Origin of the sequence: Bradyrhizobium sp. S3.3.6 (assembly GCF_040546905.1) — a bacterium.
Lineage (GTDB): Bacteria > Pseudomonadota > Alphaproteobacteria > Rhizobiales > Xanthobacteraceae > Bradyrhizobium > Bradyrhizobium cytisi.
The window spans coordinates 22,760-47,820 of sequence record NZ_JBEPOT010000020.1; the positions used below are offsets into that span (position 1 = coordinate 22,760).

Sequence of the window (25,061 nt, forward strand, 5' to 3'; positions counted from 1 at the left end):
GCGAGATGAAGTTGCCATGACGTTGCGCATTCCGAATGGCAAGAACGCTACTATCGACATTCGGAAGATCGACGGTTACTGCCTAAATCCCTTGCATCCGCGCGGCCGACATAAAGCGAGGGTTTTCAGCGACGCGCTCGGTCTCCAACAGGAAGATGCACCCTGGCTTCGCGATGCGCTGCTTGATGCTGCACTTTCGGGCGATGCGTCCCAGATTGCGACAGATCGTTGGGGCAGTCACTGGCGCATGGACGTGCTACTCAGGCGACATCGGAAGCAGGCTGTGGTAAGAACGGCTTAGATCATACGGGCCGGTGACGACCGGCCGACATTCGTCACCTGTTGGGTGCTATGATGACCGCAGTAAGCGGTAGGAAAAATCGAACGCCGACGGTGCTGGACGTCGTTGCATTGCTGACTAACCTCCCGGAGAACCGGTTGGCGCGAGGAAACGTCGGCACAATCGTCGAAGAGCTCGACAACGAGACGGTGCTCGTCGAATTCAGCGGCGATGATGGACGACCATACGCGGTCGCTCCTTGCCAGCGATCAGAGCTTCTAACTTTACATTATGTGCCGGAAGCAGCCTAGCTGCGCTCCCTACTCGTTCCGCGCGATCGCCGTCAGCTTGGTCATGTTCCGCAGCAGGATGCGGCCGCGCTGGAGGTCCAGGATCGCTTCCTTGCGCCAAGCCTGAAGCTGGCGGTTGACGCTCTCGCGGGCGGCGCCGACGAAGACGCCGAGCTGCTCCTGCGAGATGTGCACCTCGGAACCGAAATCCGCGGCGAGCGCGCAGAGCCGCCGCGCCAGCCGCACCGGCAGCGGCTGCAACATGGATTCCTCCATTCGCTCGCTCTGCCAGCGGATGCGCTGGCACAACAGCGCGATGATCTTGATCGCGACCTTCGGCTCGCGCTCGAGGAAGGCGAGGAAGTCTTCGCGCCGCAGCACGAACAATTCGCTCACCTCGCCGGCGGCCGCGTCCGCGGTGCGGCTCTGGCCGTCGAGCACCGCGACCTCGCCGAACAGGTCGCCCGGGCCCATGAAATTCAGCGTCAGCCGGCTGCCGTCGGAGGCGCCGGTCTCGATGCGGACCTGGCCGCGGCGCACCCCGAACAGCGCGTCACCGGGGTCGCCCTTCTGGAACAGCACCTCGCCATTCGCCAGATGCTGAGTGTGGCAGAGATGGGACAACCGCTGGAGTTCGTCCGTCCCGAGATCGGCGAACATGGCATTCATTTTCAGAATGACCGCAAATTCGGCCTGCTTGCTCATTTCAACGTCCTTGTGAATTTCTTTGGCAAATCGCTTGGAAGCATCGGCGTCAGAATCGCGTAAAACCGCGTTGGGCAAGTGTGTCATAAGTCACATAACTTTGCAGCACCTCCCGATTATTTTTAGCCGCTTGGAGCGGCTTCCCGTCCCGGGATAAACTCAGGCGGAAAGGGCGGGCAAACTGCCGGTTTCGGCGCCACTCGTCCGTCGTTGGAAAGTCGACATGAGAGTAGTGAAATTCGCCGGCGCAGCGTTGGCCGCAATCGTCATCGTGATCGCACTCCTGCTGGTGATCGGGATCCCCTCGGGCTTCCTGACCGCGACGATTGCCTCGCGCGTCGAGCACGCGAGCGGCTATCGCCTGTCGATCGACGGCACCACCAGGATCAGCCTGTGGCCGACGCTGAACATCACGCTGAACGACCTCACGCTCCAGGACCCCAAGGACCGCAGCGGCATCACGCGCGTGACGATCGACAGCGTGCAGGCCGACATGTCGCTCACAAGCGTGTGGTCGGGTCGCCGTGACATCAGCGAGATCGTCGTCACCCATCCGGTGCTGTACCAGCCGCTGCTGCGCGAGCGCCTGCCGAACGCCGATGCGTCGCAAAAGCCGCTTGCGCTCGACATGGACGGCGCGAGCATCGACCGTGTCAGGATCGTCGACGGCGAAGTCGCATTCTCTCGCGCGCGCGATCGGGTCGACGGCCGTATCAGCGCGATCAATGCCGAAGCCGTCATGGGCCGCGACCGCAAGGTCAACGTCGCCGGCACCGCGCGCGTCGGCGAGCACCCGACCAAGTTCGACATCAAGGCCACCACACCGGCACCGCCGATCGAGCGGCAGACCATGCCGGTGGATTTCGCCATCGATATGCCTGACGTGCTGAAGTCCCAGCTCGCCGGCCATGCCGAGCTGCGGCTCAACGGCGCGATCGTGATGTTCAACGGCGTCAACGGCACGTTCGGCGATGGCGCCTTCAACGGCTGGGCCTCGGTCGACATCGCCAGCAAGCCGCTGGTGAAGGTCGATCTCGACTTCCAGCGGCTGGCGATCCCGCTGTCGAAATCGCCTGATGGCGCGGCCGGGCAGCCCTGGAGCGATGCGCCGATCGACGTGTCCGGGCTCAACTATGTCGACGCGCAGATCAGGATCTCGGCCAACGAAGCCGTCATCGGCGACGCCCATCTTGCGCCCCTGGCGCTCGATGCAAAGCTCGCCGGCGGCATCTTGAAGCTCGGCACCGCCAATCTCGGCGCCTATGGCGGCCAGGTTTCGGGCGAGGTAATCCTCGATGCGACCAGCGGCGCGCCGAGTTTTGCGATGCATTCCGACCTCGTCGGCGTGCGCGCGCTGCCGCTGCTGCAGGGCCTCGCCGAGTTCGACCGGATCGACGGCAAGATGCAAGCCAAGCTCGCTTTGCGCAGCGCCGGCACCAGCCAGCGCGCGCTGATGGCGAACATGCAGGGCACGGCCTTCGTCAGTTTCCAGGACGGCGCCATCCGCGGCATCAATGTCGCGCAGATGATCCGTTCGCTGACGTCGGGCACGCTCTCGGGCTGGCAGGACAGTGAGGCACAGAGCACCGACCTGTCGCAGCTCTCTGCCTCGTTCCGCATCGACAAGGGCCAGGCGGTGACGACCGACCTCAACCTGATCGGGCCACTGGTGCGCGTCACCGGCACCGGCACCATTGCGCTCGACACCAAGATGATGGGCTTTCGCGTCGAGCCGAAACTGGTGATGACGACCGAAGGCCAGGGCCGCGCCTCCGATCCCATCGGCTTCGGCATTCCCGTGATGATCACCGGCGCGTGGTCGCAGCCGCGGATCTATCCTGACATGGCGGGCGTGCTCGACAATCCGGATGCCGCTTACGCGAAGCTGCGCGAGATGGGCAAGGGCCTGTTCGGACCCGATGGCGCCGGGCTCGGCAACATCCTGAACAGTTTTGGCCTCGGCGGCGCCGCTGCGCCGGGTGGCGGCAATACGGCCGGCAATGCCAACCCGCCAACGCAACAGCAAGAACAAGGACAGGGGCAGAACAATCTGCTCGGCGGCCAGCTCGGCGAGGCGATCGGCAATCTGATCCAGCAGGGGCTCTCGAGCGGCGCCGGCAACGGTACCGGCCGAAGCCGCAGCCTGCCCGGCACACCGGCCACACCGGCACCCCAGGCTTCGCCAGCCCCTCCGACCCAGGATCCGCCTGAGGCGCAGCAGGACAGCCAGCCGATGAACGACGTGATGCGGCAGCTGTTTAATCGGTGATTGCGCCACACCCGCCCTTGACCGCCCCTTGACCGCCCCCTTGCCGGTCCCAAAGCCCAAATTGTGGTAGAAGGGCCGTGGGGGCCGTACGGCCCATAGCGCCGGCGTCGGTCGCGGCGCGAGAGGATCCGGATGGCGGGAGCGAACAACAAGACCTGGTTTCTGCGCGAGGGCCTGTTCATCAAATATGTCGTCTCCCTCGTCGGCCTCGTCGTGTTCGTGCTCGCCGTCAACGGCGCGATGGAGACCTGGATCTCCTATCGCGCCATCAAGACCTCGCTGACCGACGGGCTCGAGGACAAGGCCCAGGCCGCCGCAAGGCGCATCGAGCAATCGGTGTCCGAGCTCGAGCGCCAGATCAGCTGGGTGACGACGGCGAGCCGGGACACTCTGGAGAAGCGCCGCGCCGACTACGCCCAGCTGCTGCAGCAGGTCGCCGTCATCTCCCAGCTGTTCCAGCTCAACGGCGACGGCCGCGAGGTGCTGCGCGTCTCGCGCCAGTCGACCACGACAAACGGCAATGCGGACCTCGTCCGCGACATGCGCTTCACCGATGCGGTGGCGCGCGGGGTGAGCTACTCGGCCCCCAACTTCGTCGATCAGAAGCCGACGATGTCGATCTCGGTGGCGCATTCCGGCTTCAATGCCGGCGTCACGGTGGCCGAGATCGATCTCGGCTTCCTCGCCGATTACCTCACCGACGCCCAGGTCGGCAAGGCCGCGTTCGCCTATGTGGTCGACGCCCGCGGCCGCGTGCTGGCGGCCTCGTCGAAGGGGCCTGATGTCGGCAAGGATCTATCGAAGCTGCCGCAGGTCGCGGCTGCGATCGCGCCCGGCCGCGCGCCCGACACGTCGGGCACCGACTTCAACGGCCATTCGGTGTTATCAGCGGCGAGCACCGTGCCGAAGCTCGGCTGGAGCGTGCTGTTCGAGCAGCCGACCGCGCAGGCGCTGACGCCGATCCGCGACCAGCTCGTCCGCATCGCGCTGCTGATCGGCATGGGCCTGCTGGTCGCGATCCTCGCCGGCACGCTGCTGGCGCGCCGCATGATCATTCCGATCACGGCGCTGCGCGACGGCGCACACAAGCTCGGCGAGGGCGATTTCAGCCACCGCATCGACGTCCACACCTCCGACGAGCTGGAAGAGCTCGCCGGCCAGTTCAACCGCATGGCCGGCCAGCTCCAGGAGACCTACACCGACCTCGAAACAAAAGTCGAAGAGCGCACCCGCGACCTCGCGCAGTCGATCAACGAGCTGAAGGTGCTGGAGGAGGTCGGACGCGCCGTCGCATCCTCGCTCGACCTCAACGCCGTGCTGCCGACCATCGCCGCCCGCGCGCTCGAGATCAGCCATGCCGATGCGGTGCTGATCTACGGCTATGATGCCGAACAGCATCGCTTCAACCTGGTCGAGGCCGACGGCATCGACAAATCGGCCGAAGGCGACCACGTCACGATCGAGGAAGGCGAGAACATCTTGAGCGAGGCCGCCGCGCGCGGCGAGCCGATCGCGATTGCCGATCTCGATCACGCGGCCCAGCAGCCGTTGCGCGACGTCGCGGTCAATGCCGGCTTCCATTCGGTGCTCGTGGTGCCTCTGATCGACCAGCAGGGCACGCTCGGCTCGCTCGTGGTGCTGCGCCGCGGCAGCGGCGCGTTCGAAGGCAGCCTCACTGGCTTGATGCGCACCTTCGCCAACCAGGCGGTGCTGGCGATGCGCAATGCGCGCCTGTTCACCGAGGTCGACCACAAGAGCCACGCGCTGGAGACGGCGCACGAGACCGTGCGCGCCCAGGCCGACAAGCTGCGCGAGCAGACCGAGAAGCTCAAGAACTGGAACAAGTCGCTCGAAGAACGCGTCGCGACCCAGCTCGGTGAGATCGAGCGCATCCGCAAGCTCGAGCGCTTCCTGGCGCCGCAGGTGGCGCAGCTGATCGCCTCCTCGGACAGCCCCGAGGGGCTGCTCACCAGCCAGCGCCGCGAGGTGACCGTGGTGTTCTGCGACCTGCGCGGCTTCACCGCGTTCACGGAAGCGACCGAGCCGGAAGAGGCGATGAACGTGCTGCGCGAATATCACGCCGCACTCGGCAAGCTGATCTTCAAATACGAGGGCACGCTCGACAAATATGCCGGCGACGGCGTGATGATCCTGTTCAACGCGCCGATCCAGTTCGAGGACCACACCACACGCGCCGTGAAGATGGCGGTGGAGATGCGCGACACCATCGGTCCGCTGACCGAGCGCTGGCGCAACCGCGGCCACAGCCTCGGCTTCGGCATCGGCATCGCGCTCGGCTACGCCACGCTCGGCCAGGTCGGCTTCGAGCAGCGGCTGGAATATGCCGCGATCGGCAGCGTCACCAACCTCGCCTCCCGCCTCTGCGGCGAGGCCCTCGCCAACCAGATCGTGGTGAGCCGCCGCGTCTACGGCATGGTCGAACAATCCGTCGAAGCCCGCGCGCTCGACGATCTCCAGCTCAAGGGTTTTAACCACCCGGTGCTGGCGATGGAGATTTTGTCCTGGCGTGAAGAGGAGGCGACGGTGGTGGATGCGTCGGCCGCGCGGCGGAGAGGATGAATTCGCGCTGACCGCCTGCTGAACTTGTAAGAGGTCCTTACAAGTTGGCTCCGCGCGAACGCAAAAAGTCGAGAACAACCCCATGCACAGTAGCCATGGCTCTGAGCCGCATGGCGAATTTCACGCAATTTGCGGATTTGGCGAAATTCTCTTTGACACGTCGGGCAAAACACCGGCATGATGGCATCATCGGGCGTTTGCGCGTGACATCACCAAGCTCTGATCTGCTTGCCCGTCGAGTCACGGCCGTCCCCCTCAAGCAACTGCGCTGTCGTTGATCTCGCGAATCGTGCTGACGAGACGGACGACCTTGGCCTCGTCGAACAGATGCTCCGGCCCCGACCTGAAGGCACGGCTGTTTCGCATGATCCAGTTGATCGATGACGCGACGTTGCAGGTGACCCATGCTGATGACGAAGCGCAAGCCGGCCTCGGTCGGCGAGATCCTCACCGAGGAATTCATGAAGCCGATGGGCCTAACGCAGGGCGCGCTGGCCGACGCCATGGGCGTACAGCGCAAGCACGTCAACGAACTCTGCAACGACCGTCGCAACGTCACCGCGGCCACGGCACTGATTCTCGCCCGCGTGTTCGGCAATAGCCCGGACTTCTGGCTGAACGTGCAGCGGCGAACCGATTTGTGGGAGGCGATGCATTCGGCCCGCGACCGCAAGCGGATCGAACGGGCGCGACCGCTGACGTCGGCGGCGTGACGCCGCACCCGCGCACGGGCCGGAGGTTGCATTAGCAGATGCGGAGGGGGAAGCGAAGCGCGGCTTTGGTGGGATGACCGGAACTGTGCAGGACAGGGGGAGGCGGGCCAGCGTATTGTATTGTGATGCGGCTGGCAGCTTCCTTGCTGCCATCCTTCGAGACGCCCGCTAATCGACAGGAAAGCTGTGGGTCGAGCCATCGCTCGGCACCCGAACAGAATGCTCAGGATGGCGCAACAGCGCACCTGTGTCGCCCCACCAAGACCGAGCACGTCGATTTCACTGAGCAAGCGAGATGAACCTTAACTGGCTCTCAGATTGGCCCAGTCACTTCTCTTGAGACTCTTGAGGCCGTTTCTCAAGCTTAGGATCGTCGATGCGAGTTCTGTCGCCGGGACCGGACGGCTGAACAAGTATCCCTGCGCCTCGTTGCATCCTTCGGCCTTCATCTGGTTCAACTGCTCAATTGTCTCAACGCCCTCCGCCGTCGTCGTCATGCCGAGGCTCTTCCCGAGGCTGGTGATCGCCCGGACAATCAATTTCGATCCCTTTGTGGCCGTCACGTCGCGGACGAACGATTGGTCGATCTTGAGTTTGTCAAAGGGGAAACTGCGCAGATAGCTGAGCGAAGAGTAGCCGGTACCAAAATCATCCAAAGCGATGCGCAGCCCACGCGCCTTCAGCTCATGCAGCGTCGCAATGGTTTCGGCGCTGTTGCCAAGGAGAACCGATTCAGTGATTTCGAGCTCAAGTCGATGTGGCGCCAGCGCCGAAGTATCGAGTGCTTTCGCGATGACGGCCGCGAGCCGTGGGTCACGAAACTGAGTGGCCGAAACATTGACCGCAATCTTGAGCTCGTTCGGCCAACTCGCCGCCTGGGCGCAGGCACGATTGAGCACCCATTCCCCAAGCGGAGTAATGAGGCCAATCTCTTCGGCGACAGGGATGAACTGGTCCGGCGGCACCATTCCCCTCTCCGGATGTCGCCAGCGCAACAATGCCTCAAAGCCGCTGATCCGGTCCATGCGCAAATCATAGATGGGCTGATAGAACAAATCGAATTCGTCCTTGTCCATGGCTTCGCGCAGGTCGATTTCGAGCGCTCTTCGGGTTTGAAGACTCGTGTCCATTGCCGGCTCGAAAAACCGCCATGTTCCCCTGCCGTCCATTTTGGACCGGTACAACGCCATGTCCGCATTTTTCAGCAGTTTCTCGCGCGTCGTGCCGTCACCCGGTGCCAGGGAAATTCCGGCGCTGCAGCCGACGATGACCCGATGTCCGTTCAGCTCATAAGGCGCTCCGACATGCTCGACGACACACCGGGCGAGGTGCGCAGCATCGTCAGCGTTTCGGACTTCAGATTGGATGAGCGCAAACTCGTCGCCCCCCAGCCGCGCAACCGTATCACCCTCTCGGACGCACGCACTTAATCGGGCCGCAACCGCGCAAAGCAGCGCATCACCCACCGGATGTCCCAAGGTGTCATTGACCTGTTTGAAATTATCCAAATCAATACAGAACACGGCAAACCCCGCACCTCGGCCCGCCTCTGCAACAGCTTGTTCGATCCGCTCGGCGAACAAGGACCGGTTTGGCAATCCCGTCAGAGCGTCATGCCGCGCCATGAACGCGATCTGAGATTGCGCCCTTTGTTGTTCGGTCACATCTTCACAGCTGATGAGCCAGCCGCCGTCGGATGTGGAGCGATAGGCGATCGAGACAACGCGGTTGCCGCTGAGCTGCTGAAGGTAGGAGCCGTGTTTCCCGCGCGCCAACAACTCCTCGCTTTCCCCGCGAAGGTCAGCCACCGTCTGGCTGCCATGATTGCCGGCGGCAACACTCAGGCGGAGGACATCCTCGAATGTCATCCCTGGAAGCACGAGCTCCGGCGAAATATCGAAGATCTCGCAGAAGCGCCGGTTGACGACCTGCAGCCGTCCTTCTCCGTCATAGAGACAGAGGCCTTGCGACATGTGCGAGAGCGCCGCATCCAATCTCAGATTGGTCGCGTGCAGCTCGGCTTTCTGCTGTCTCAAACCGGTAATGTCGCTGAAGACGAGGATGACGCCGCCCTCCTGGGTCGGGCTGCGGCTGACCCGCAGCCATCTTCCATCCGGGAGTTGGGCCTCGCTCTCCACCCCTTCGACCTCGTTAGCGTCCTCTTGCAGCATCAGTTCCGTTGAGCGCCGGGTGCCGGGCGCACGGGCCGTCCGCAACGGATGGACCAGCTGCGGAGAGCAGCGAATGAACTCGCTCGCTCTGGAATTGGCCAACGCGATCTGGCCGCTTTGGTCGAGGAGGACGACGCCCTCGCGGGAGTGCTCGAGCGCATCGGAAAGCCGCGCCTGCGCCGAACGCCGCTGCGCCACCTCCCGCTCGACCATCGCCCTGATATTGTCCCGCATTCGGCCCATGGCGGTTAACAGCGTACCCAACTCGTCGCCGCTGCCTTCCGGAATGCCCGTGTTCAAATCGCCATCGGCGATGCTCTGGGCCGCTTTGGATGCGATGGCGACGGGACCAATGATCCGCCGTGCCAACAGCCAGGAAAAAAGACCGGACAGAAGAAGGGCGACGGTCAGTCCTGCGACGTTGAGTTGTATATCCCGCTTGATCGCAGCAAGCGCTCGCTGACGAAATAGAAAGCCATCGCCGGCAGTATAGTTCACCAGCAATTCGATCTGCTGATTCACAGTGCTCGAATACTGATCAACACCATTGACCTCATGACCGCTCGCTTCCTGAAATTGACCTCGACGAAGCGCGATCCAGGCATTTGCCGCCTCCTGGACCTTGGCGGCTGCTTGTGCGGCGCGCGCGGACTGTGACCGCTCGGCCGCGATGGTGACGTCTTCCGAAAGCGACTTGGCCAGCTCCTCGATTTCGGCATCGAGCCGCGCCTGGACCGCTAGGTCTTTTGTGAGCAGCCGTTGTGCAGATGCCACGCGCATTCCGGCGAAATCGGCGCCAGCCGCCCGCGCGTAGTTGATCGACATCAATGACTCGTCGAAGGTTTTCGCAACCAAGTCACCGGCGTGCCGGATACCGAGTGTGGCATACCCTCCCAAAGCTGCCGCAATCGCGCTCATTGCAAGACAGAAGATCAAGATTCCGGTTCGAATCGAACCGCGCGCGACAAGCCGCGACACCCGAGCGATTATCGACCGAAAGGTCTCGATAACCGCGTTCGGTTGACGCGCAACGCTGCCGACGAAAGGACCCATCACAGTGTCTTTCGCTGTAAACACCTAATCGCAAACATATCGCGCGGAGGCAGCAGCGGCTCCGCCTAAAATTTCCCTAGCAATGACTGCAAGGGATGCGGAAATCGTTAAGATCAACCTGTGATAAGTATGGGGGTACTCACGCGGCTCGAAAGATTCGAGCCCGGACGGATTCTTGGTAAAGTTGAAGTTTCAGCGGGGTTGAAATAATGGCGAGGTTTTTGCCTTTGCGCGCAGGCGGGCTCGGTTTTCAGATCACGGCCGCAATTGTAGGGGGTCTCTTCGCGGGAGCCGCTTTGGGCGCGGCCCCTTACACGATCTCGCAAAAGGATCGGGAGTTTAGGCCGAGAGAGATCATCATCAAGCGCGGCGAGACTTTACGGTTCGTTAACGACGACGGCGAGCTCCTCCACCACGCCTATTTGAGCGCGGACAGCTTTGATTTCGATACCGGGGATCAGCAGCCGGGCAGCCAGTTCGACGTCGTTTTTTCCGTGCCTGGTGACTACACCGTGCTGTGCGGCATTCATCCCAAGATGAAGCTTGGCGTGCACGTCACCAAGTAAAGACCCTAGAGAATCGTCGTGTTGAAGGCCGCGGCGTGGCCAACATAATAGGCGAACAGCGTGACCGTCAGCGCCGCGCATAATCCCGCCGGGGCGAGCCACGGCGAGCGATAGTCTGACGCGGCCTGCCGGGTATCGCAAACGATCGCGACCAGGACGACGATGATCGCCGAGTGCCCGATGACATCAAGCTTGCCGAATTCGAAGCATGCGCTGATAAACATGCCGAGCAACATGGCCGCCGCAATGCGCCGGACTAGCGGTGTCCAAGCCAAGGCAAAAGCGAGGGTGAACTCGACCATTCCCGCGGCCCGCATGTAGAACTCGCTTTCGAACCCAAGCGTGATGCCGGGATGCTCGATCAGGAGCGGAAAACTCCATTCCGGATAGGCCCACTTCTCGATCGACGCCCACATCAACGTGACGGCGGTCGCATAGCGCACCACGTCGAGCGGCGAAACGCCGAAGAGGTCCTTTTGCAGCCCGGTGAGGGCGAGGTAGGCCGCAAACCCGAGAAAGATCGGATAATCGGCCAAATGAAAGGTGCCGTAGTCCCGTACCGCGAGCGCGAACAACACCGCGATCCCGGCCGCAGATAGCGGCATCGTGCGACGCGACAGCAGGCCGGCGGCGATGGCAAGTTGCAAAGGCCCGACCAGCGCGGACGTCGTTTTCAGTTCGGGGGTCAGGATGATACCTCCGACCGCCCAGAGCGAGACGAAGAAAAACCCGCAGACTGCGCGCATCATGAGCTCGGTATGCAGCTCCAGCGTCTCCGTGAAGCGGTTCAGCGAGCGGGCCATCAGCTCACCCAAAGATGTCCGCTCCACCACACAGCCGGAAAAGAACCAGAGCAAGGCAACGCCCAGGAGGAGCTCAAAATCCTGGCACAGAACGTTCTCAAGGCCGCGCGGCTGGCCGGCAGCGTCGTAGGCGCAAAACCATTTGACATGGGCGGCTGCCTCTTCCGTCCCCAGGATCCAGACGCAGAATCCGGCGATTGACGTGGCAAACAGGTAGATTGCTCGGGAGGCCGAAACGGCATCTCGTCCCAGAGACCTGAACATTTCAAAAAACCGCCCGTCTTAAACGCACATCCTTAACGATCTATTCACCCTAGCATAAATTTTAAGGTTTGTGGCGCCTGTCGCATCCGCTGGTTGTTTGGTGGTTAATGGGGGCGGCACCGGGGCTTATTTGAACGGCCAACCCACCGCAAATCCCTTCAAACTTTACGGATCTTGAGGACGGGCCTTCAACCCAGGGGGCGTACTAAACGGCGGACAAGCGGATGATTGGAGCAGTCCATGTTCGGAGCGTTAAGTGCGGCAGGTGTGGCGGTGGGCTCGGTCCTGGCCCGCGGCGCAAAGCGGTACGCAGTGCGAGCCGAAACCCCGGAGGCCTGGACAGGCGCCCTTCTTATCTTCGGTTTTGGCCTGTTGGGGTCGGCATTGCCGCACCTTCATTGAGTGCCTTCTCGGCCGGCCCGATCAGGGAGCTCGTTGTCCGGGCACCTCGGGGAAAGGCACTGCCGGGGACGAGGCGGTAAGGGTTTGAAGAAAGGCGATCAGATCGCTCTTTTCGTCCGCCGTAAGGAACAGTGGCCGGATCGAAGGCGATCGGCTAGGTCGATCGATCCCACCCTTGTTATAGAGCTCGATCACCTGTTCGAGCGTTGCCACAGAGCCATCGTGCATGTAGGGCGCGCGGCGCGTGACATCGCGCAAGGTCGGCGTCTTGAACGCGTATCGCAGCTTTTGCGATGTCGGAAACAGTCGGCCGCGCCCAATATTATCACCTGTTGCAGTGCCGATATCCTGGAACGATCCATCTGTAAAAGACGGCCCGCTGTGGCAGTTTGAGCATCGTGCTTTGCCGTTGAAAATCTCGAAGCCGCGTTTCGCCGGCGCGCTGATCGCGGCGTCATCGCCCGTGATCCACCTATCGAACGGCGACTCGCCAGCGACAATGGTGCGTTCAAAGGTCGCCAGGGCGGCTTCGATCCTGGGCCGCGTGATTGCACGATCTCCGAACGCGTTTGCGAATGCATCACCATAGGCCGGTGCGGTGGAGAGACGCTCGATCAGCTCCGATTCCGTCAGATTCATATTCGCCCGGCCAGTGATCGGACCAAACGTCACGGCCTCGATATCCCTGAATTTCCCGTCCCAGCCCAACGGTTCACTGAACGCCACATCGATCAGAGTGGGCGAACGCAACGGCAGACCCCTCGGGTCCTCCCCGATCGCATGCGCGAGGCCATCACCCCACGAAAGTGACGGGTTGTGGCAAGTCGCACAGGAAACGGTACGGGATCTCGATAGCAGTGGGTCGAAGAACAACATCTGCCCAAGACCCGCTTTCGCCGCGGAGTAGGGATTGTCATCCGGAAAAAGAATGGTTGCGGGCCGACGGTAGCTGGCACGGATCTCCGTAGCCTCGCCTGGTTTCTCGGCGGACATCAAGGCAAAACGCTGGCCCAGCGGCAAAAGCGCCGCAAGTAAAGCCAGGCTGACCCAGACCTTCATCGGCTCCTCGGACGGAAATACCGGATCTGTATATGAAGTGTTAGTCAACGAAGCTTTAATGGATGACGGCAGATCCGAACGAACGCGCCGACAGTGGATCGAAGACGATGACCGCATAGGCGCTCAACAGGTAATATGATCATGGTCCGGTCAGTCCGCGCGACTGCCAATAGGCAATGGCGCACCCAGGACGCAGTTAGGTCGGGAGGCTGTTAGTTGGCGCCGCATGCGGCCCGCTTATTGCGGGCTCCGCAAGGATGAGGATCTGTTTCGCGTAGGTGTTGGATGATGCCGCGCAGACGGACGTCTCGCAACACTCACATCCCCCGCTTCGGCCCGATCGCCTCAAACGCGGCCTTCTGCTCGTCGCTCAGGTCGAACTCGAAATCATCGAGCGCATCGCCGACGCCGCCCACCGCCTGCTGCATCCTCTCGAGCCGCGTCTTCACGGCGGCGAGGCGGGCCTGTGGTGTTGATGCAGCCTTTGTCGGACAGAGACTAAGCGTCTCCATGGTGCGCAGCGTGGTGTCCTGGAGCACGTCGAGGCGGGCGCGTCCGGTGTCGTCGAGCTTCAGCGTGGATGCGATGTCGGCGGCGGGCCATTGCTGCTGCACGAGCTGCTCGTATTGACGCTGCGCCTGCACTTCGTAGCGGGGATCGTTGTTCGGATCGCAGGCTGCGGCGGCTTGCGCGTCCTTGTGCTGGGCGGATGCAACCGCCGCGCGGCGTTCGTTGGTGAGCTTCTCGAGCTTTGCTTTCTGGCTGTCATCGAGGAGATCGACGAATTTGGCGAGCGGCGCCGCGAGCGCGTCCGTGGCCTTGATCATGGCATCAAGCCGGGCCTGCATCACGCCGAGACGCTCCGGCGCGGTCATCGGCGCCTGCGCCGGGCACGAGGCGCGGATGGTGTCGCGCGCGGAGGCCCAGGCGGCGCCGAGATCGTCGAGCGCGGTGCGCTGCATCTCGTTCGGCTGCACCGCGGCTGCGATACGGTCGACGGGCAAGCCGCCAGTGTCGCTGGCGTCGCAGACCGCCTCCACCGGCGGCACTCGTCGCGCACGACGTCCTTGCGGCGCGGTGTAGGCGGCGAGCTCCGGAGCCGCATAGGGCGCGAAGATCGCGGCATAGATATCGCCATAGCCATAGAGCGACAGGCTGGTGGCATCGCCGAAGATTACCGCATTGGTGAGATCGTCATGCGCGAACGGCCAGAACACGGGACCGACCCAGCCGTAGCTGCCGTCGGGATGGCGCCACCAGCCCTGCGGACGGCGGCCGCCGTGCCAGCCCGACAGCGCGGCCTGCGCCGTGAGCGCCGCGCGCATGATGTAGGGATTGGCGGGCTGACCGCGCTCGGCTCCGTTTGGAATCTGGCGCGGATCCTGCGACCTCAGCGCAGCGGAGCGATAGCGGCTGCCGCGCACCGCCATGCGGGCGTGGCGCAGCCGCGACAGGCCGATGACGTGGCCGACGGCGAAGCGCGCGATACCGAGCGGCCCGCCGCGGAGTGCGAACTGCGCCTGGGCTTGATTTGGCAACAGCACTGTCAGAATCGCGAGGACCGCGCCGGCCAGCGCCAAACGCAGGCGGAATCTCGACCTGACCACCAAGCCGACCACCGAAATGATCACTTCTTGGCCCTCCTCCAGCGCCAAGCCCAGATCGCGTCGCATCGAGAAACTCGCCGGGGAACCAAATGTTCCGCGGCGAGACGGGCAAAGCGTCGCGGTCGTCTTACCTCGCCCCGCTTGCGGGGAGAGGTAAGATGACATCGCAGATGTCATCCGGGTGAGGGGGTACAGGTCTCTCGACGATTCCGCCCGTGGAGAGAGCCCCTCATCCCGCCCTCTCCCCGTAAGAACGGGGCGAGGGAGAAGGAGAAGCCGCCTCACTGCGCCCTTTGCGGAACCACGACGGTCTGGCCGGGGTAGATCAGATTGGGATTGTGGATCTTTGCGCGGTTGGCGTTGAAGATCACCGCGTAGCGCGCGCCGTCGCCGTAAGCGAGACGGCTCAGCGCCCAGAGGCTGTCGCCGCGGGAGACCACCCGGCTGCCGCCGGCTTCCGCCGTTGCAGTGTTGAGGACGTCCGCGGGCGAGGCGGACGCGACCGTGGTACCGGCCGCCGGCATCCTCGCCATCGCCTTTGGCTTGGGCGTGCCCATCATGCGCGGCCGAGCCGCGGACCGGTCCAAAGCCGAGGCCAGGCGCGGCGCCGGCAGGGACGCGACGATGTCCGATTTGTCGTTTTCAGCCGGCTTCGCTGCCGCTGCGACGCGCGCGGGCGGCGGCGCGGCTTCGGCGATCGTCACCGGCATGGTGCGGCTGGACTGCATGACGGAGCCGTCGGGCGCCCTGGCGCGCAGCGTCAGCTCGTAGCTGCCGGCGGGAAGCTTTGGCGGGGTCATCACGAACTGGCCCGACGCATCGGCCACCACGCTGTCGAGCGGCTGGCCGTCACGCATCAGCTCGACCTTCGAACCCGGCGCGGCCCGGCCCGCGATCACCGCGGCCTCGCCTTGATCGTCGACGCGCGCGACGTCGAAACGGGGACCGGCATCCGCAACTGGTGGCTGCGGCTTGGCCGGCGCGATATCGGCCAGCGCCGCGACCTGCTTCTCGGTCTCGGCCAGCGCCCCCGCCTTCGCGGTGCCGGGCGGTGCCGGCGAGGCGGACGGCGCGGGCGGTGCAACCGCGGCGAGTTTCGGTTGTTCGGAGTTCAGCTCAGTCTTCGGCTCAGTCTTCGGCTCAATCTTGGCCTCAGGCTTGACCTCAGGCTTGGCGACGACCGCGAGCTCGGTGCCCGCCCCGCCCGGCAGCAGACGGCGCAGCTCGGTCGGGCCGATCACCAAGACGGTGCCGGCCACCGCGAGCAGACAGAATGCAATGAAGGCCTTGGATGCGGTGATCATCAGTCCTCAAACCTTAATCGAAATCTTGGGTCGCAAATCGGCTCCGGCAAAGTGCGCCGATTTGGCTGCGGCAGCAAGACGGTCAATGGGATGAACCGAGGTAGCCCCGTCGGCGTCAAATGGGCGAAGCCGCACTGCGGCATATTTTTTGAGGATTTTTCCCGTGAACGGATTTTGCCGCTTCGCATCATTCCTGGCGCTTGCCCTGACGCTCGCCGCCGCGTCCGCGCTCGCCGCCTCCGGCCCGCCGCCGGGGTTCGTCCTCACAGACAATGCCGATCTCGCCTTCACCTCGCCCGACGGCGCCACAGGGATCGAGCAGTACATGAAGGACGGCGGGGATTTCGACGTCAAATGGCAGGTCTGGGCGCGGCGCGGCGAGCAGATGACCGAGCTGAAGCCCGAGCAGGGCTATGGCGCCGGCTTCCGCTTCAGCAGCGACTCGCAATGGCTGGTGCGGATGCAGAAGACCGGCTCGGGCGAGCAGGATCTGTTTCTCTACCATGTCGAGAACGGCGCCTTCGTCGGCGCCACCAAGACATCGCTCAGCGATCTGGCCTGGAACTATTTTCACAGCCGGCCCGACACCGGGAACATGAAGCTCGACTACCACATCTCGGCCAATCTCGTGAAAGGCACCGAGGATGCCTATCGCTGGCTCGGCGTCGACTGGTCCAACAACCGCTACCTCCTGATCTCGCTGTCGGGCGAGATGGACAAGCATCCGAAGACGTCGCCGTGAAGGGACTGGCCGACTGGAAATGCCGCTATGACCTCAAGACCGGCAAGTTCGACGTGCCGGCGATGTTCGCCAAAGGCAATGCGGAAGCGCTGCACTGGGAGATCAAGCGGTGAGGGCGTTATGGTCCCTTGCGCGAACGGAACCAACCCCCTGATTCCGCTCCGATTCACGTCTCACTAACCTTCGCTGGTAACGGGGTCTTGGAGGTTTTGCGGCATCCTGCATCCCACGGGAGGGCTGGATGGGCGCATCAATTCGATGGACCGCGCGACTGCGCGCGCTGCTTCGCCAATGGCGAGGCGCGCCGCTGACGTGGCTGATCGTCGGCGGCTTCGTGCTGATGGCGGCGATGGCCATCGGCACTGGGCTCACCGTCGACCGGTTCCGGCAGAACGCCATCGAGGGCGGCCGCGACAGCCTGGAAAGCTCCGTCCGTCTGCTCGCCCGCCATTTCGACCGCGAGTTCGAGGACTTTGCGGTGCTGCAGAAGAGCATCATCGCGGAACTCGAGAGCCATGGCATCGAATCCGCCGACATGTTCCGCAGCGAGATGGCGACGCTCGCCGTGCACGAGGTGCTGCGCACCAAGGCCAGCGGCTGGTCCGACGTCGCCGGCGCCAATGTGTTCGATGCCAACGGCGTGCTGATCAACTCGTCGAAGCGCTGGCCGGTCGCCGACATCTCGGTGTCCGATCGCCGCTATTTCAACCGGCTCAAGAACGATCCGGCTTCGCAGGAAGAGATCGAGGTCGTGCCCGGCCGGCTCGGCAAGGGCCCGGCGATCGTGTTCGCGCGGCGGGTGTCGGGCCCCCACGGTGAATTCTTCGGCCTGGTATCGCGGGCGATTGCGCCGGAGCAGCTTGAATCCTTCTTCGCCTCGACCGGCCTCGGCGAGGAATCCTCGATCGCGATGCACCACCAGAACGGCCAGCTGCTGGCGCGCGTTCCGCATGTCGACGCCATGATCGGGCAGAACTACCGCACCGGCTCGCCGGAGCAGATGGCCGTGTTCGAGCGCAGCTTCGTCACCACGGAGCTCGCCAGCCCGATCGACGGCAAGGACCGGATCGTCGCCTCGCGCATGCTGACCGGCGAGCCGCTGGTCGTGGTCGCCACCAAATCGCTGGATGCGACGCTCGCCACCTGGCACACGCAAACCAAGTTCTTCGTCACTGTCGCCGTGTTGTCGATCGGCCTGCTCGTGCTCACGCTGTTCCTGATCTTCCGCCAGGTGACGAGGCGCGTCTCGCTGGAGAAGCAGCGGCTCGACACCGCGATGAACACGATGACGCAGGGCCTGCTCATGTTCGACCAGGACGAGCGGCTCATCGTCTGCAACCGCCGCTACATCGAGATGTATCGGCTCTCGACCGCATTGGTGAAGCCCAGCGCCCATTTCCGCGACGTGATCCAGCATCGCGCCGACAGCGGCTCGTTCGACGGCGACGTCGATTCCTATTGCGACGAGATCCTGAACAGCGTCGGACGCATCCAGAGCACCATCGTCGAGACCTCCGACGGCCGCCTGATCGAGATCAAGAACCAGCCGGGTGCGGCCGGCGGCTGGCTCGCCACGCATGACGACGTCACCGAGCGCATCCGCGCCGACGAGCGCATCGCCCATATGGCGCATTACGACGCGCTGACCGACCTGCCCAACCGCGTGCTGATGCGTGGCCATCTGGAACGGCGGGTGGCGGAGCTTGCCCAAGGCAAGCCGTTTGCAATCCTCTATATCGACGTCGACGAGTTCAAGGGCGTCAACGATTCGCTCGGCCACGAGGTCGGCGACGAATTGCTGCGCCAGGTCGCCAACCGCCTGCGCGCCTGCGCCAGCGGCAACGATCTCGTGGCACGCCTCGGCGGCGACGAGTTCGCTATCATCAGGGCCGGGAGCTGCGACCAGGCCGGGCTGACCGCGCTCGCCGAACAGATCCTGGCGTCGCTGCGCATGCCGGTGGATTGCAAGGGCCAGGAGATCGCGACCGATGCCAGCATCGGCGTCGCGATCGCCCCCGACCACGGCGACAATCTCGACGATTTGCTCAAGCGCGCCGATCTCGCAATGTATGCAGCGAAAAGCGAAGGCCGCGGCACCTTCCGCATCTTCGTGCCCGAATACGACGCCAAGGCCAGGCTGCGCCGCCAGCTCGAGCTCGATCTGCGCCAGGCGCTCGGGCGCGGCGAGTTCGAGGTGCACTACCAGCCGCTGGTCGATCTCTCCGCCAATGTCGTCACCGGCTGCGAGGCGCTGCTGCGCTGGCGCCATCCCGAGCGCGGCATGGTCTCGCCCGCCGACTTCATTCCGGTCGCGGAAGACACCGGCCTGATCAGCGAGATCGGCGAATGGGTCTTGAGCCAGGCCTGCAACGAGGCTGCATCCTGGCCCGGCGACATCCACATCGCTGTCAACGTCTCGCCGGTGCAATTCCGATCCAGGACGCTGGCGCTGAAGGTTGCCGCAGCGCTCGCCGAGTCAGGCCTTGCGCCGGGGCGCCTCGAGCTCGAGATCACCGAAACCGTGCTGATCCGCGACGACGAGGAAGCGCTCACGGTCCTCCAGCAGCTCCGCGAGCTCGGGGTGCGCATCGCGCTCGACGATTTCGGCACCGGCTATTCGTCGCTGAGCTATCTGCACCGCTTCCCGTTCGACAAGATCAAGATCGATCGCAGCTTCATCAGCGACATCGGCGAGCCCGAGGATTCCGCGCCGATCGTGCAGGCCGTGGTGCAAATGGCCGCCGCGCGCCACATGGCGACGACCGCGGAAGGCGTCGAGACCGAAGCCCAGCGCGAGGTGCTGCGGCAGCTCGGCTGCAGCCAGATGCAGGGCTGGCTGTTCAGCCCGGCGGTGCCGGCGGCGAAGCTGAAGCAATTGCTGTCGAAGCAGGCGGCCGCGGCCTGACCTCGGCTGCTTCGCCTGCATTGATCTGTCCGCGGCCTCCCCGAAAATAGGATCAAACGCGCCGGCTCGCGGTTATGGCCTTGCTGAGACGGCCGGAAGCCCCGGCCGGCGGGCGGTCGGCCAATCGCATCGCGCGCATCGCGGACGCTTGCGTCTCGCGCTTTGCGCAGGTGCGCAGATCGAGCGAGGCGACATGGCAATGTTGGTTTTGCGAATGGTTCTTCTTGCTGCGGCGATCGCCCTGATCGGCGCGCCCGCGGACGCGCGCGATGACGGGCGCTACGCGAACTCTCCGCTCAAGGGCTGGTTCGAGAGCTTGCACAGCAGGGGCGGCGGGCCCTGCTGCGCGGACGCCGATGGCACGGCGCTCGACGACGTCGATTGGGACACGAGCAACGGACATTACCGGGTCAGGATCCAGGGTGAGTGGATCCAGGTGCCTGACGACACCGTGATCACCGAGCCGAACCGCATCGGCCGCACCATCGTCTGGCCCTACTACGTCAACGGTCGCGCCTTGATCCGCTGCTTCATGCCGGGAAGCATGACGTGAGGCCGCAAGCCACCTTGCATTCGCGCAACCGTTTCATATCTCATCGGCATGATGAAGCTCACACTCGTCCAGGACCAGGCTATACAGGCACTGACGGCGGGCGCCGTCGGCGCCGAGACGTTCGATCGCCTGTTTGCAGGCATCCGTTTCGACAAGCTCGACGGCACGATGCTCTACGCCTTCGCCAAAGACGAGGAGATCGCGTCCGACATCGAGGACGGCTATTCGATCTATATCGCCACTGTCGCATCGCGTGTGCTGAAGCGACAGGTCGATGTCGTCGTCGTGATGCCGAAGGTTCTGCAATAGACCGCACCGACGTCGCTCACAGACCGACCGGCGCAGGCGTGACCTCGCGATAAATCCACGCTACCCTCTTGGGACAAGAACAAGAGGAAACGCCAATCGTGTACGACTACATTATCGTGGGCGGCGGCTCGGCGGGGTCCGTGCTGGCCCACCGGCTCTCCGCCAGGAGCGCCAACAAGGTCCTGCTGTGCGAAGTCGGACAGGACACGCCTCCCGGCAGCGAGCCGGCCGAAATCAGGGACAGCTATCCCGGCACCGCCTATTTCGATCCGCGCTTCCACTGGACGGAATTGAAGGTCACGACCCAGGTCGTCAGCCACAACAATCCGAACGAAGCGCGCCCGCCCTTGCGCAAATACGAGCAGGCGCGTGTGCTCGGCGGCGGCTCCTCGATCAACGGTCAGATGGCCAATCGCGGCGCACCGACCGATTACGACGAATGGGACGCGCGGGGGGCCTCGGGCTGGACATGGGCCGACGTGCTGCCGTTCTTCAAGAAGGTCGAGCGCGACCTCGATTTCGATGGACCGTATCACGGCAAGGACGGCCGAATTCCCGTGCGCCGAATTCCGCGCGAGCACTGGACCCGGCATTCGCAGGCATTCGCCGACGCCTTCGAGCAGGCCGGCCATCAATATCTGCCCGACCAGAACGGCGAGTTCGTCGACGGCTATTTCCCGGTGACGCATTCCAACCAGGCCGAGCAACGCGTCTCGGCCGCAATGGGCTATCTCGATCGCGACACCCGCAAGCGTACGAACCTGACGATCTCCACCAACACGCAGGTGAACGAGCTGCTGTTTGAAGGCACGCAATGCGTCGGCGTGAAGGCTGTCGTCGACGGACGCGAGCAGGAATTCCGAGGACGCGAGATCATTCTCTCCAGCGGCGCGATCCATTCGCCGGCGCATCTGTTGCGCGCCGGCATCGGCCCGGTGGGTCACCTCAAGGATATGGGCATTCCGGTCCTGATGGGGCTCGCAGGCGTCGGCCAGCGCCTGATGGATCATCCCTCGATCTCGCTGTCTTCCTTCGTCCGCCGCGGCGCCCGCATGAACGAGCATACCAGGCGTCACATGCAGCTCGGCCTGCGTTATTCGTCGGGGCTGCCGGGCGTGCCGAAGGGCGACATGTTCGTGGTCCTGCTCAGCAAGTCGGCCTGGCACGCGGTCGGCGCGCAGATCGGCTCGGCGCTGACCTTCGTCAACAAGACCTATTCCGAGACTGGACAGGTCAAGCTTGCCTCGCGCGATTCCGCCGCCGAGCCGATCGTCGAGTTCAATCTGCTGTCCGACCGGCGCGACCTCGAGCGCCTGATGAGTGGCTTCCGCAAGATGGCGGCCATTCAAATGAGCGACGCCGTGAAGGCGGTAACCGACAAGCCGTTTCCGGCCGCCTATACCGACAAGGTCCGCAAGATCGGAGTGGTCAACACCAGGAACAGGATTTTGACCGGGATCGCCGCGACCCTGATGGATGGACCCGCGGCGCTGCGCCACTATCTGATCGACAATTTCGTGGTCGAAGGCTTTACCTTCGATGACGTGATCAACGACGACGAGACGCTCGAAGCCTTCGTGCGCAAGGCCACCATCGGCGTCTGGCACGCCTCCTGCTCGTGCCGCATGGGACGGGCCGACGATCCCATGGCAGTGGTCGATGCCCAAGGCCGGGTCAAAGGCATCCAGGGCCTGCGCGTTGTCGACGCCTCGATCTTCCCGGTGGTGCCGTGCGCCAACACCAATTTTCCGGTGCTGATGTCGGCGGAGAAGATCGCAGCCGCGATGATGCAGTGATGGGCTGGGCTCTCGTGTCCCGGATGCAGCGCGCCGTGCAACGGTGCGTTGCTGAACCGGACCCAGAATGCCTCGGCATGGGCCCCGGCTCTGCAGCGCATCACTTCGTGCTGCGCAGCGTCCGGGGCACGAAACCGGAGCGTAGACTTTACGCCGCCCGGAGATCGCCGACGAAGCGGTCGACGTCGCGCTTGAGATCGTCCGACAGGCGCGCCAGCATCTTGGCCGAATCCAGCACTTCGCCTGCGGCGGCACCGGTCTGCCCGGCGGCTTGCGACACGCCGGAGATGTGGCGCGAGACCTCGTTGGTGCCCTGCGAGGCCTGCTGCACATTGCGGGCGATCTCGCGCGTTGCGGCGCCCTGCTCCTCGACGGCGGCCGCGATCGCAGCCGCGATCTCGTTGACGCGCTGGATGGTGGTGCCGATCGACTGGATCGCGGTCACCGACGACTTGGTCGCGCCCTGGATCGCGGCGACCTGACCCGTGATCTCCTCGGTCGCCTTCGCGGTCTGCGTGGCGAGGTTCTTCACCTCGGATGCGACCACCGCAAAGCCACGGCCGGCGTCGCCCGCGCGCGCCGCCTCGATGGTGGCGTTGAGCGCAAGCAGGTTGGTCTGCTCGGCAATGCCGGTGATCAGCGCGACGACGTCGCCGATGCGCTGGGCGGCATCGGCCAGCGCCTGCACCTCGGTATTGGTGCGATCGGCTTCGCTGGCGGCGGCACCGGCAATGCTGGAGGATTCCGCGACCTGACGGCTGATCTCGCTGATCGAGGCCGACAGTTCTTCCGTCGCAGCCGCGACCGTCTGAACGTTGGAGGAGGCATCGCCCGACAGGCTCGCGACCGAGGCCGCCTGGGACGAGCCCTGCTCGGCGGTCGACGACATCGACTGCGCGGTGGCGTTGAGCTCGCCGGAGGCAGAGGCCAGCGTGTGCAGCGATTCCGTGACGGTCTTCTCGAACTGCTCGATCAGGCCGTCGACCGCAAGCTGGCGCCGCTCTTTCCGGCCCTGCTCCGTCGATTGCTCCTGGGCGAGGCGATCGCCGGCGATCATGTTCTCCCTGAACACCGACACCGCACGCGACATTTCTCCGATCTCGTCGCCGCGCTCGATGCCCGCGAGCGCGATCGCATAGTCACGCTCGGCAAGCGAGCGCATCGCCTGCGTCAGCGTGCGGATTGGCGCGCTGACGCGGCGGTTCACCAGGATGAAGCCGAAAGCCGTAATGGCGAGCGCAACCAGCATCATCCCGCTATTGAGCGCGAGGCTCCATGTCGCCGATGTCATCTGTTGACGGGCGCGGGCGACCATTTCGGCAAGCGCGGCCTGGCCGGCCTCGACGCTATAGTTGAGAATCGCGGTATTGAGCTTGGACAGATCCTCGACCTTGATGTCGATGGTCTGGTTGTTGCTCAGCGCCTTGATGAAGCCCTGCTGGCGCTCGGTCATGGCGGCAGCCTCGCCCTGCTTCGAGCGCGCGATCACGTCGGTGAGGCTTGCCGGCGCGTCAGGGCGCGCGGCGACTTCCAGCACCTGGCTCCAGGCCTGCTTGGAGCGGCCGGTATCCTCGGCAGCGCCGACCATGTCGGCGGCACTCCAGGGCTTGCCGGCCGCAGCCGCAGCTTCAAGACGGATTGCGACGGAGCCACCGTTTGCACGCGCCGACCAGGCCGACTGCTTGATTCCCAGGAGATGATCGACCACGGGATCGGTGAGCTTGAGCGCGTTCTCGAGCTCGGCCGTCAGCGCCAGAATGGCATCGAGATAATCTTGCGCTGTTTTGCGGAACTCGTCGCCGACCCTGTCGTCACGCGTGGCCTTCGGCTGATGGATGGCGCCTTCCGCCTTGGTTCGCAACGGCACGAGCGCATCATGGATCGCGACCAGCTTGCTCGTGGCCGCGGCCAGGCGAGAATCGCTCACCCCCGCGAGACGCTCGAGCACGTTCTTGTAGGCCGTTTCCGACAATCCCCGGTTGGTGGCGATGCGGTCATCGGCATTGGCATTGGCCGGGGCGTCCGCGACCAGACCCGACAGGAACGTTCCGCGCTCGAGCCGGAAGCCGAGCAGGGTCGCGAACAGCTGCTGGTCGGTGCTGGCGAAGCGCTCGACCTTCTGCGCCGCGCTGTTGCGCGCGATGGCGCCAAGCAGCCCGGTCGAGAGCTGCCCGACCAGGAATAGGCCGAGGACGCCGATGATGGCGCCGAGAACCGAACGAATGGAGGGATTGCCGAACAATGCCATGGGGAGCGCCGGGTCTCTGAATCTGAAAAAGATGCAGAAAAATACCGGCCTGCTCCTAAGATTTGGTTCACCAGATGCGCCCACCCCGCTGGCCAGGCGCGAGCCAGGCTCAATTTGCCCCTGTTGGAGGCGGCGACCTCAGGTCCCGTAAAAGCTCACATTCGTCGCTTTGCGGCGTGCACTTCGACGAGCTCGGCGTCCGGATGCGTGACGATGGTGGTGAACATGATGCCGCTGATGATAAGCGACCAGGCGGTGTCCCAATAAATCCAAAACACGTGCCAGCCTCCGTTTCAGTGTCCTCCACCGGCGAGACCGGGGTAACGGCGGGGCGCGGCCGCCGTTCCCACGCGATCATGCGGCGGGGATGCCTGCGACTTGAGCAGGCGAAGCGCAACCTCTCCTGAGTTTGTCAGCGAGACCTTGCGATCGGTTTAACCGG

Annotated in this window: 19 protein-coding genes; 11 read left to right on the forward strand and 8 right to left on the reverse strand. The window is 64.1% G+C overall.

The genetic code is table 11. The annotated features are described in order from the left end of the window. The first annotated feature begins 16 nt into the window (after nucleotides 1-16). Nucleotides 17-301: a DUF6883 domain-containing protein gene (locus tag ABID59_RS35745; RefSeq protein ID WP_354036260.1), complete on the forward strand. Its 285-nt coding sequence runs from the start codon at nucleotides 17-19 to the stop codon at nucleotides 299-301. A 53-nt stretch (nucleotides 302-354) separates the two neighbouring features. Then, on the forward strand, nucleotides 355-591 hold the full coding sequence (locus tag ABID59_RS35750) for a DUF4926 domain-containing protein (RefSeq protein ID WP_354036298.1): 237 nt from the start codon (nucleotides 355-357) through the stop codon (nucleotides 589-591). 9 nt (nucleotides 592-600) lie between these two features. Here ABID59_RS35750 and ABID59_RS35755 read toward each other — a convergent pair whose 3' ends face one another. After that, on the reverse strand, nucleotides 601-1,275 hold the full coding sequence (locus ABID59_RS35755; protein WP_148755872.1) for a Crp/Fnr family transcriptional regulator: 675 nt from the start codon (nucleotides 1,273-1,275) through the stop codon (nucleotides 601-603). Nucleotides 1,276-1,498: 223 nt separating this feature from the next. On the opposite strand from ABID59_RS35755, the gene ABID59_RS35760 reads away from it, so the two are divergent. The 3 genes from ABID59_RS35760 (at nucleotide 1,499) to ABID59_RS35770 (ending at nucleotide 6,837) form a co-directional block, all read left to right on the forward strand. Then, nucleotides 1,499-3,544: an AsmA family protein gene (locus ABID59_RS35760; protein ID WP_354086463.1), complete on the forward strand. Its 2,046-nt coding sequence runs from the start codon at nucleotides 1,499-1,501 to the stop codon at nucleotides 3,542-3,544. Between the two features lie 132 nt (nucleotides 3,545-3,676). Continuing rightward, entirely contained in the window at nucleotides 3,677-6,124 is a 2,448-nt protein-coding gene (locus tag ABID59_RS35765) for an adenylate/guanylate cyclase domain-containing protein (protein ID WP_354086464.1), read from the forward strand. A gap of 404 nt (nucleotides 6,125-6,528) precedes the next feature. After that, the gene (locus ABID59_RS35770; protein WP_354086465.1) at nucleotides 6,529-6,837 is read left to right on the forward strand and encodes a HigA family addiction module antitoxin; all 309 of its coding nucleotides are present in this window, start codon (nucleotides 6,529-6,531) and stop codon (nucleotides 6,835-6,837) included. Nucleotides 6,838-7,139: 302 nt separating this feature from the next. On the opposite strand, the gene ABID59_RS35775 is transcribed toward ABID59_RS35770, so the two are convergent. Continuing rightward, nucleotides 7,140-10,061, reverse strand: coding sequence for an EAL domain-containing protein (locus ABID59_RS35775; protein WP_354086466.1), 2,922 nt, complete (start codon nucleotides 10,059-10,061; stop codon nucleotides 7,140-7,142). A gap of 209 nt (nucleotides 10,062-10,270) precedes the next feature. Here ABID59_RS35775 and ABID59_RS35780 point away from each other — a divergent pair, with 209 nt between their 5' ends. Beyond that, entirely contained in the window at nucleotides 10,271-10,627 is a 357-nt protein-coding gene (locus tag ABID59_RS35780; RefSeq protein WP_148755876.1) for a methylamine utilization protein, read from the forward strand. 5 nt (nucleotides 10,628-10,632) lie between these two features. Here the strand turns inward: ABID59_RS35780 and ABID59_RS35785 are convergent, their stop codons facing one another. The 4 genes from ABID59_RS35785 to ABID59_RS35800 all read right to left on the reverse strand — a co-directional run bounded on the left by ABID59_RS35785 (nucleotide 10,633) and on the right by ABID59_RS35800 (nucleotide 16,066). Further along, a complete protein-coding gene (locus ABID59_RS35785) occupies nucleotides 10,633-11,694 on the reverse strand; it encodes a hypothetical protein (protein ID WP_354086467.1) in 1,062 nt (353 codons plus the stop codon). A gap of 423 nt (nucleotides 11,695-12,117) precedes the next feature. Further along, nucleotides 12,118-13,155, reverse strand: coding sequence for a cytochrome-c peroxidase (locus tag ABID59_RS35790; RefSeq protein ID WP_354086468.1), 1,038 nt, complete (start codon nucleotides 13,153-13,155; stop codon nucleotides 12,118-12,120). Between the two features lie 317 nt (nucleotides 13,156-13,472). After that, complete coding sequence (locus tag ABID59_RS35795) at nucleotides 13,473-14,828, reverse strand: Spy/CpxP family protein refolding chaperone (RefSeq protein WP_354086469.1); 1,356 nt, start codon at nucleotides 14,826-14,828, stop codon at nucleotides 13,473-13,475. Nucleotides 14,829-15,043: 215 nt separating this feature from the next. Beyond that, nucleotides 15,044-16,066: a LysM peptidoglycan-binding domain-containing protein gene (locus tag ABID59_RS35800; RefSeq protein ID WP_354086470.1), complete on the reverse strand. Its 1,023-nt coding sequence runs from the start codon at nucleotides 16,064-16,066 to the stop codon at nucleotides 15,044-15,046. Nucleotides 16,067-16,229: 163 nt separating this feature from the next. Here ABID59_RS35800 and ABID59_RS35805 point away from each other — a divergent pair, with 163 nt between their 5' ends. From ABID59_RS35805 to ABID59_RS35825, 5 genes are all read left to right on the forward strand, one after another. After that, nucleotides 16,230-16,808, forward strand: coding sequence for a hypothetical protein (locus ABID59_RS35805; RefSeq protein ID WP_502916852.1), 579 nt, complete (start codon nucleotides 16,230-16,232; stop codon nucleotides 16,806-16,808). Nucleotides 16,809-17,049: 241 nt separating this feature from the next. Next, the gene (locus tag ABID59_RS35810; RefSeq protein ID WP_354086471.1) at nucleotides 17,050-19,713 is read left to right on the forward strand and encodes a bifunctional diguanylate cyclase/phosphodiesterase; all 2,664 of its coding nucleotides are present in this window, start codon (nucleotides 17,050-17,052) and stop codon (nucleotides 19,711-19,713) included. A gap of 199 nt (nucleotides 19,714-19,912) precedes the next feature. Then, the gene (locus ABID59_RS35815) at nucleotides 19,913-20,266 is read left to right on the forward strand and encodes a hypothetical protein (protein WP_502916853.1); all 354 of its coding nucleotides are present in this window, start codon (nucleotides 19,913-19,915) and stop codon (nucleotides 20,264-20,266) included. A gap of 48 nt (nucleotides 20,267-20,314) precedes the next feature. Then, the gene (locus tag ABID59_RS35820; RefSeq protein ID WP_187435411.1) at nucleotides 20,315-20,575 is read left to right on the forward strand and encodes a hypothetical protein; all 261 of its coding nucleotides are present in this window, start codon (nucleotides 20,315-20,317) and stop codon (nucleotides 20,573-20,575) included. 98 nt (nucleotides 20,576-20,673) lie between these two features. Further along, on the forward strand, nucleotides 20,674-22,371 hold the full coding sequence (locus tag ABID59_RS35825) for a GMC family oxidoreductase (RefSeq protein ID WP_354086473.1): 1,698 nt from the start codon (nucleotides 20,674-20,676) through the stop codon (nucleotides 22,369-22,371). A gap of 148 nt (nucleotides 22,372-22,519) precedes the next feature. On the opposite strand, the gene ABID59_RS35830 is transcribed toward ABID59_RS35825, so the two are convergent. Together ABID59_RS35830 and ABID59_RS35835 are read right to left on the reverse strand one after the other, a co-directional pair. Next, the gene (locus ABID59_RS35830) at nucleotides 22,520-24,619 is read right to left on the reverse strand and encodes a methyl-accepting chemotaxis protein (RefSeq protein WP_354086474.1); all 2,100 of its coding nucleotides are present in this window, start codon (nucleotides 24,617-24,619) and stop codon (nucleotides 22,520-22,522) included. 155 nt (nucleotides 24,620-24,774) lie between these two features. After that, on the reverse strand, nucleotides 24,775-24,897 hold the full coding sequence (locus ABID59_RS35835) for a hypothetical protein (RefSeq protein WP_283812804.1): 123 nt from the start codon (nucleotides 24,895-24,897) through the stop codon (nucleotides 24,775-24,777). Nucleotides 24,898-25,061: the final 164 nt, after the last annotated feature.